This is a genomic window from Allobosea sp. P5_A5 (genome assembly GCF_056400625.1).
The window spans coordinates 661,492-668,060 of sequence record NZ_JBFUKY010000002.1 but is presented as its reverse complement, the minus strand read 5'-3'; the positions used below and the strand labels follow the sequence as shown (position 1 = coordinate 668,060).

Genomic DNA, 6,569 nt, shown 5'->3' with positions numbered 1-6,569 from the left:
GCAACGCCATCCGCCGGCAGGTCGAGGAGAACGGCACCATGCCCAACATCCCGCCCAAGGCCAACCGGCGCTGGAAGAACTGCTTCTCCCCGGTCCTCTACCGCGACCGCAACGCCATCGAACGGATGTTCTGCCGCCTCAAGGATTTCCGCCGCGTCGCCACGCGATACGATCGAAACGCCGTCAACTTCCTCGCAGCAGTCTGCATCGCAGCGACCGTCAGCTACTGGTTATGAGTCCAGACCCTAGGGCGAATTCGTCCCGCGCCAACGTCCGTAACGCCAGGGCAGATACCATTTCGTCCGCAGCGGTAATTGCTCACAAACGATGTCGACACCTTGCGTACCCCACGGATGGCAGCGGCAGATCCGGGCGACCCCGACCCAGCCGCCGCGCCACAGCCCAAAGCGCAGGATCGCCTCGTCGGTATAGGCCGAACAGCTCGGCCAATGGCGGCAATGGCGGCCGACGAGCATGGAGAGGCTGAGCTGATAGGTACGGATAAGAAGATGCGCGGCACGACGCGGCAGCATCGCGATCATTCGCGGCAGCGAAAATCTTTGCTTAACAGAGACATGATCGAATAGATCGTCCAGCTTGTTTTGCCCTGCCGTCACCGCACCCGCTTCCGTGGCACCCGCTTTCCTCGATCGAACCAGAATATGATGCGCGCCTCAACTCTTCGCCATGCCCTCGCCGGCTGCGGTCTTCTGCTGGGTCTCGGCCTCGCCACAGCGGCAGGCGCGCAGCAGCGCGCTAATCTTTTGTGGCTCGATGGCGCCCATCTCGACGTCGCCAAGATCATCGGTCTGCCTCCGGCGCAGAATACGCCCGAAGCCAAGGCCGAATACGAGCAGGTGTTGAAGCTCAGCCTCGAACGCACGCCGGAGCGCGAGAAGCAGGCTATAGCCGACCAGCGCCAGGGCCTCGTCAACTTCCTCAGCGGCATCGACACGCGATATGTCGATAACACCCATCGCGAAGCCCGGCTTCTGTTCAAGGAAGCGCAGATCGAGCTGACGATCCTGCTGAAGAGCGTCCATCGCCTGACAAGCAGGCCTCGTCCGTTCAGCGTCTGGAACAAGGTCCGCGTCAAACCCTGCCCCGGCGCTCGTCCGGACGGGACGTCTTACCCTTCCGGCCATGCCGCCACCGCTGCGCTTTATGCCGATCTGTTGACGGCTGCAGCGCCCGAGCGGAGCGAGGCGCTGGAAGAGCGGGTGAAGAGCTATGATGAAAGCCGCCTGATCTGCGGTTTTCACTACCAGAGCGATCTCGCTGCCGGCGACAAGGTCGGCCGGGCGGTCGCCAAGGCTCTCCTGGCGGACAAGGCGTTTCAGGTTCGCTTCAAGGAGACGATCCCTGAGATCAGGGTCGCGCTCGGCGTGAAGTGATCAGGCTGCGGCTTCGCGCCGTTTGGCCTCGATCTGGTCGATCGCATCGACCACCGCGTCGAAGGTCAGCATGGTCGAGGCATGGCGGGCCTTGTAATCCCGCACCGGCACGAGCACTGCGAGATCGGCCCATTTGCCGTCCGGCGGCTCACCATTCTCCTTCAGGATCGCGCGCGCCTGCTCGCGAACCGCCCGCAATTCATCCGCCGTCGAGCCGAGGACATGGCTCGCCATGATCGAGGATGAGGCCTGCCCGAGCGCGCAGGCCTTCACCTCATGGCCGAAGCCGGTCACGACATCATCGGCCATGGTCAGGTCGACGGTCACGGTGGAGCCGCAGAGTTTCGAATGCGCCCGCGCGGTGGCATCCGGTTGCGGCAGTCGCTCGAGCAGCGGAATATTGGCCGCGAGCGAGAGAATGCGCTTGTTGTAGACGTCGTCCAGCATGGCAGGGCCCTGGTTGCGGGCTGGCAAGCCCGGCTTCGTCTCCCAATATAGGCTTGATCGCCGCGCTGCGGGAGGGCATGGACGCTTTCCTCTCGCCGCATGGCGGCGTGCCGCCGCGAGCGCCCGATTTCCAAGGCGCGACCGGCATCGAATACGAGGCGAAACGTGACCTCAGTGATCAAGACCCTGCCGCTCGACCGGGCATCGCCCGCCGCCGACAAGATCATCGGCCGGCGGCCGACGCGCGAAGAGGCCGAGGAGGCCGTGCGCACCCTGATCCGCTGGGCCGGCGACGACCCGGCGCGCGAGGGTCTTTCCGAGACGCCGCAGCGCGTGGTGAAAGCCTATGGCGAATTCTATCGCGGCTATGGCGAGGATGCGCGCGACATCCTCGACCGTGTCTTCGAGGAGGTCGAGGGCTATCGCGACATGGTGCTGGTGCGAGACATTCCATTTCATTCGCATTGCGAGCATCACATGGTGCCCTTCGTCGGCAAGGCGCATATTGGATATTACCCCTCGGACGGCGTGGTCGGCCTCTCCAAGCTCGCCCGCGTGGTCGAGGTCTTCGCCCGCCGCCTGCAGACGCAGGAGACCATGACGGTGCAGATCGCCGATGCGATCGAGGATGGATTGAAGCCGCGCGGCGTCGCCGTCCTGATCGAGGCCGAGCATATGTGCATGTCGATGCGCGGCGTGCAGAAACAGGGCTCCTCGACAATCACCAGCCAGTATCGCGGCCTTTTTCGCGATGACCCTGCCGAACAGGTCCGGTTTTTCACGATGGCGAAGGCAGCGGGACTGTGACGGATCGCTTCCCCGCCGCGGCCGACAAGCAGGCACTCGAAGAGGGCGCGGTTCTGAGCCCGCGCTTCGATGCCAGCGGGCTTGTCACCTGCGTCACGACCGACGCCACAACCGGCGATGTCCTGATGGTCGCGCATATGAACGCCGAAGCCCTCGCGCGCTCGATCGAAACCGGTGAGGCCTGGTACTGGTCGCGCTCGCGCCGCGAGCTTTGGCACAAGGGCGCGACGTCCGGCCAGGTCCAGACCATCGTCGAGATGCGGGTCGATTGCGATCAGGACGCGCTTTGGCTCAAGGTCAAGGTCGCGGGCGATGGCGGCTGCTGCCACACCGGGCGGCGCTCCTGCTTCTACCGCGTCCAGCCCCTGCGCGAGCAGGGCTCGGAGCCGCTTCGTTTCGCCTGACTCTTGTCTCACTTTCCAGAGATTTGCGATGTTCCCGCGCGCCTTCACCGGATCGTCAAAGGGTGGCGATAAGCGATGGTGCCCGGCGTTCACCATTCACTCATCCGGCTCTGCGATCCTGCTTGAACGAGCGGAGGGCACGAGCCGATGTTCTGGGACGGTGTCGCGAGGCGGGCTTTTGGTCTCGGCGGAGGCGGCGGTACCGCGATGAACGATATCCACGCGGTCAAGCCGGCCGAGCCGTCCCGTGCGTCCAATCGGTCGAGCCGGCCCCGCATCGGCCTCGCTTTGGGCGGCGGCGCGGCTCGGGGCTGGGCCCATATCGGCGCGCTCGAGGTCCTGATCGAGGCAGGCTTCGCGCCGCAGGTCATCGCAGGCACCTCCATCGGGGCGGTGGTCGGCGGCTGCTACGCCGCCGGAAAGCTCGATGAACTCAAGCAATTCGCCGTTGGACTGACCAAGCGCCGCGTCGTCGGCCTGATGGATTTCCATATCGGCGGCGCCGGGCTGATTTCCGGCGGCAAGCTCAAGCGCCTGCTGGAGCGCGATCTCGCCGAAATGCGGCTGGAGAACCTGCAGCAACGCTTCGTCGCGATATCGACCGAGCTCGGCACGGGGCACGAGATCTGGTTGACGCATGGCCCGCTGATCGAGGCGCTCAGTGCATCCTACGCCTTGCCCGGCATCTTCGATCCGGTAAAGCTCGGCGGCCGCTGGTTGATGGACGGCGCGCTGGTAAACCCGGTTCCCGTGACTGCTGCGCGCGCGCTCGGCGCCGATATCGTGATCTGCATAAACCTCAACAACGATCTCGCCGGTCGCGGCACCGTCATCCAGAACCATGGCTCGGAGCCCGATATCGAGCCGGTGGAGGAACTGGTCGCGGAGCTGGAGACGCGCCCTGCGTCGCATTGGTTCAACGGCCTCACCGGCGCCGCGAGGCGGGTCCGCAATCTGGTCGGCAGACCTAGCCAGAGCCGTCCCGGCCTGGCAGGCGTGATGATCGACGCCTTCAACATCACGCAGGATCGGATTTCCCGCTCCCGCCTCGCCGGCGATCCGCCCGACGTCATGCTGGGCCCGCGGCTGGGCCGCGTCGGCCTGTTCGACTTCCATCGCGCTGCCGAAACGATCGCGCTCGGGCGCCAGGCGGCCGAGCGCGCGCTCGACGAGATCGAGGCGGTGGTCGCCGCCAACCACCTGCCCCCGGGCTGAACTTCGTCCGGCGGCGTTAAGCCATCGCGATATATTCGCGCATCGCCTGGCTTTCGGCCTCGATCGACGCGACGCGATGCTTCACCACGTCACCGATCGAGACGATGCCGCTGACGCGGCCGTTCTCCACCACGGGGACGTGCCGGAAGCGGCCGGTCGTCATGATCTCCATCAGCTCGTCGACGCTGGTCTGGGGCCGGCAGGTCACCACTTTGGCGGTCATCACGCTCGACACCGCATGGTCCAGGGCGGCCCCACCCTTGGCCCCGAGTGCCCGGATGATATCGCGCTCGGAGAGAATGCCGACGAGCGCCCCGTCGGCGCCCATCACCACCACGGCACCGATGCGCTTTTCGCTGAGCGTCTTGATCGCCTCGGCCAGCGTTCGATGCGGCTGCACCGAGACGATCTCGTGCCCCTTGTCGTTGAGAAGCTGCTCGACATGCATCGAAGGATCCTCCTGTCAGACGCAGCCGTTGACCGGCGCGTTTTCCGCGGATGCTTCCCAGTCTGCCGGCGAACTCACGATGCCGGGCAGGCTCGGAAACGCGTCGCAATACGCATGAGTGTGGGCGAAGACGGCGGCGCAGGCAAGGCGCTAGCCGGCGTCAGACCTGCCGTTGCCCATGGTCCAAAAGGGGGAAAAGCAGGAGCCCGACGACGAAGCCGCCGATATGGGCCTGCCAGGCGATGCTCGTCTCGTCTCCGAAGATCGGCACCAGCCCGGCGCCGAATACGATGTTGGTGACAAACCAGATCGCGGTGAACAGCATCGCGCGCGAATTGCGCCAGAGCTGGCCGAGAGGCTCGATCGGGATGGCGCGCACGACGGCGTCGTTGCCGAGCGCGCCGAAGCGCAGGCCGGGCGCGAAGACGAAGCGGATCGCCGCCGCCGTCGCGCCCGAGATCCCGGCCGAGGCCCCTACGAGGGGCGCTACGTCGAGATCGCGAGTCCACCAATGCAGCAGCGCGCCGCCAATCGTCGAGAGCGCGAGCAGGTTGAGAAAGCGAACAGGCCCGAGACGTCTGGCGACGGGGCTGCCGAAGGCGGCAAGCCACAGCCCATTGGAGGCCAGATGCAGCCACGAGCCATGCAGGAACCCATAGGTCAGCACGGTCCAGAGCCGCACACCACCATCCGCGAGCAGCAGTCGCACCAGTTGCAGCCGGTCGGCGACGTCCTGTCCTGCGGTCGACTGGGCGATCGCATTGACCACCTCGTTCAGGCGATCCGGCGAAAGCCACAGCGTCAGCCGAGCCGGCACGAAGGCGAGCCAGGACATCACGACATAGTCGTCATAATCCGACAGGAGGCCCCTGGCGGCCTGGATCGCCGCGAGGATGGCCAGCAGCCAGACAATGACGGAGGGCAGGTTGAGCGCGGGCTCGCGTGCCGGCGGGCGGGGATCGTAAGGGGCCATCGGGTGCAACAGTTGCCGAAGCCGGGAGGTCGCGCAAGGTCAATCGAGCAGCACTCGCCGACGGCCATTGCGATGCATTTTATCGATCATCCACAACGTTAACGCGGGATTAACCCTAACGATCCGCTCGCCTCCTCCGACTTGCCCTGTGGTGGCAAGACGGCATGGCGAATGCGTCCTCGATTCCCTGAAGGACTGATTCGTCCCCCGATCGAACGATTCTGCACCGCTACGGTACGCAGGGCCGAACAGGAAGGAGGACGCTGGCTGAATTGGGCGATGATGAAGAATACAAGCACAAAGCTGGTCTTCGACTATTGGGACAAGCTGCGCGGAGAGCGCTCCGCGCCCGAGCGCGGCGAAATCGAGCCTGGCGAGCTGCGCCACGCTTTGGCGGACACGTTCGTGCTGGAAAACGAGCCGATCGGGCCGGTCTTCCGTCTCGCCGGCACGCGGCTTTGCGCGCTGATCGGCCATGAGTTGCGGGGCCGCCCCTTCACCGCGCTGTGGCCGGACGTGGAATCGCAGGCCGACATGCGCCGGCTGGTCCAGACGGTGATGGATGAAAGTGCCGGCGCGGTTGCGGGGCTTTCGGGCGAGACTGCTGCGGGCGTCCCTGTCTATCTCGAGCTGCTGCTCCTGCCGCTGCGCTATCGGGGCAGGACTCACGCACGCGTGCTCGGCTCGCTTTCACCGGCCTTGTCGCCGCACTGGCTCGGCCTCGACACCGTCGCGGGCATGCGGATGATCTCGCTGCGGATGCTGTGGCCGGCCGCGTCGTCGCGCCCTGCCAACCCCGAACCTCAGCGCGCCGGGCCTCCCCGGCTGGTGGTTTTGCCCGGCGGCCGCGCCTGATCGTAAACGCAATCGACGGCAACCAC

General features: G+C 65.7%; 9 protein-coding genes and 1 pseudogene. 6 read left to right on the top strand and 4 right to left on the bottom strand.

Translation table 11 applies throughout. The features are described 5' to 3' along the window. Positions 1-236, top strand: a pseudogene (locus tag AC1DR6_RS06865) (IS5/IS1182 family transposase); the annotation flags it as partial. A 9-nt stretch (positions 237-245) separates the two neighbouring features. On the opposite strand, the gene yidD reads toward AC1DR6_RS06865, so the two are convergent. After that, positions 246-533 carry a membrane protein insertion efficiency factor YidD gene (yidD, locus tag AC1DR6_RS06860; RefSeq protein ID WP_476828425.1) on the bottom strand — a complete coding sequence of 96 codons (288 nt, stop codon included), beginning with the start codon at positions 531-533 and terminating at the stop codon, positions 246-248. 129 nt (positions 534-662) lie between these two features. Between yidD and AC1DR6_RS06855 the strand changes: the two genes are divergently transcribed. Continuing rightward, a complete protein-coding gene (locus AC1DR6_RS06855) occupies positions 663-1,394 on the top strand; it encodes a phosphatase PAP2 family protein (protein ID WP_476828424.1) in 732 nt (243 codons plus the stop codon). Here AC1DR6_RS06855 and AC1DR6_RS06850 read toward each other — a convergent pair whose 3' ends face one another. Continuing rightward, entirely contained in the window at positions 1,395-1,841 is a 447-nt protein-coding gene (locus AC1DR6_RS06850) for an iron-sulfur cluster assembly scaffold protein (protein WP_476828462.1), read from the bottom strand. It lies immediately after the preceding gene. Between the two features lie 174 nt (positions 1,842-2,015). Here AC1DR6_RS06850 and folE point away from each other — a divergent pair, with 174 nt between their 5' ends. From folE to AC1DR6_RS06835, 3 genes are all read left to right on the top strand, one after another. Beyond that, positions 2,016-2,648, top strand: a complete 633-nt coding sequence (gene folE, locus AC1DR6_RS06845; RefSeq protein ID WP_476828461.1) for a GTP cyclohydrolase I FolE — start codon at positions 2,016-2,018, stop codon at positions 2,646-2,648. Beyond that, a complete protein-coding gene (hisI, locus tag AC1DR6_RS06840) occupies positions 2,645-3,052 on the top strand; it encodes a phosphoribosyl-AMP cyclohydrolase (protein ID WP_476828423.1) in 408 nt (135 codons plus the stop codon). The genes folE and hisI overlap by 4 nt, the downstream gene beginning before the upstream one ends. Before the next feature lie 207 nt (positions 3,053-3,259). Further along, on the top strand, positions 3,260-4,267 hold the full coding sequence (locus tag AC1DR6_RS06835) for a patatin-like phospholipase family protein (protein ID WP_476828422.1): 1,008 nt from the start codon (positions 3,260-3,262) through the stop codon (positions 4,265-4,267). Positions 4,268-4,283: 16 nt separating this feature from the next. On the opposite strand, the gene AC1DR6_RS06830 is transcribed toward AC1DR6_RS06835, so the two are convergent. Both AC1DR6_RS06830 and AC1DR6_RS06825 read right to left on the bottom strand, forming a co-directional pair. Then, positions 4,284-4,715, bottom strand: coding sequence for a CBS domain-containing protein (locus AC1DR6_RS06830; RefSeq protein ID WP_476828421.1), 432 nt, complete (start codon positions 4,713-4,715; stop codon positions 4,284-4,286). Positions 4,716-4,875: 160 nt separating this feature from the next. Next, positions 4,876-5,688 (bottom strand): rhomboid family intramembrane serine protease, encoded by an 813-nt coding sequence (locus AC1DR6_RS06825; protein ID WP_476828420.1) that lies wholly within the window; start codon positions 5,686-5,688, stop codon positions 4,876-4,878. A 279-nt stretch (positions 5,689-5,967) separates the two neighbouring features. On the opposite strand from AC1DR6_RS06825, the gene AC1DR6_RS06820 reads away from it, so the two are divergent. Continuing rightward, complete coding sequence (locus AC1DR6_RS06820) at positions 5,968-6,543, top strand: PAS domain-containing protein (protein WP_476828419.1); 576 nt, start codon at positions 5,968-5,970, stop codon at positions 6,541-6,543. The last annotated feature ends 26 nt before the right edge of the window (positions 6,544-6,569 follow it).

What these genes read in the sequence shown, in the direction of transcription:
- yidD (WP_476828425.1), bottom strand. Translation starts at nt 533, where the DNA reads ATGCTGCCGCGTCGTGCCGCGCATCTTCTTATCCGTACCTATCAGCTC.
- AC1DR6_RS06855 (WP_476828424.1), top strand. Translation starts at nt 663, where the DNA reads ATGATGCGCGCCTCAACTCTTCGCCATGCCCTCGCCGGCTGCGGTCTT.
- AC1DR6_RS06850 (WP_476828462.1), bottom strand. Translation starts at nt 1,841, where the DNA reads ATGCTGGACGACGTCTACAACAAGCGCATTCTCTCGCTCGCGGCCAAT.
- AC1DR6_RS06835 (WP_476828422.1), top strand. Translation starts at nt 3,260, where the DNA reads ATGAACGATATCCACGCGGTCAAGCCGGCCGAGCCGTCCCGTGCGTCC.
- AC1DR6_RS06830 (WP_476828421.1), bottom strand. Translation starts at nt 4,715, where the DNA reads ATGCATGTCGAGCAGCTTCTCAACGACAAGGGGCACGAGATCGTCTCG.
- AC1DR6_RS06825 (WP_476828420.1), bottom strand. Translation starts at nt 5,688, where the DNA reads ATGGCCCCTTACGATCCCCGCCCGCCGGCACGCGAGCCCGCGCTCAAC.
- AC1DR6_RS06820 (WP_476828419.1), top strand. Translation starts at nt 5,968, where the DNA reads ATGATGAAGAATACAAGCACAAAGCTGGTCTTCGACTATTGGGACAAG.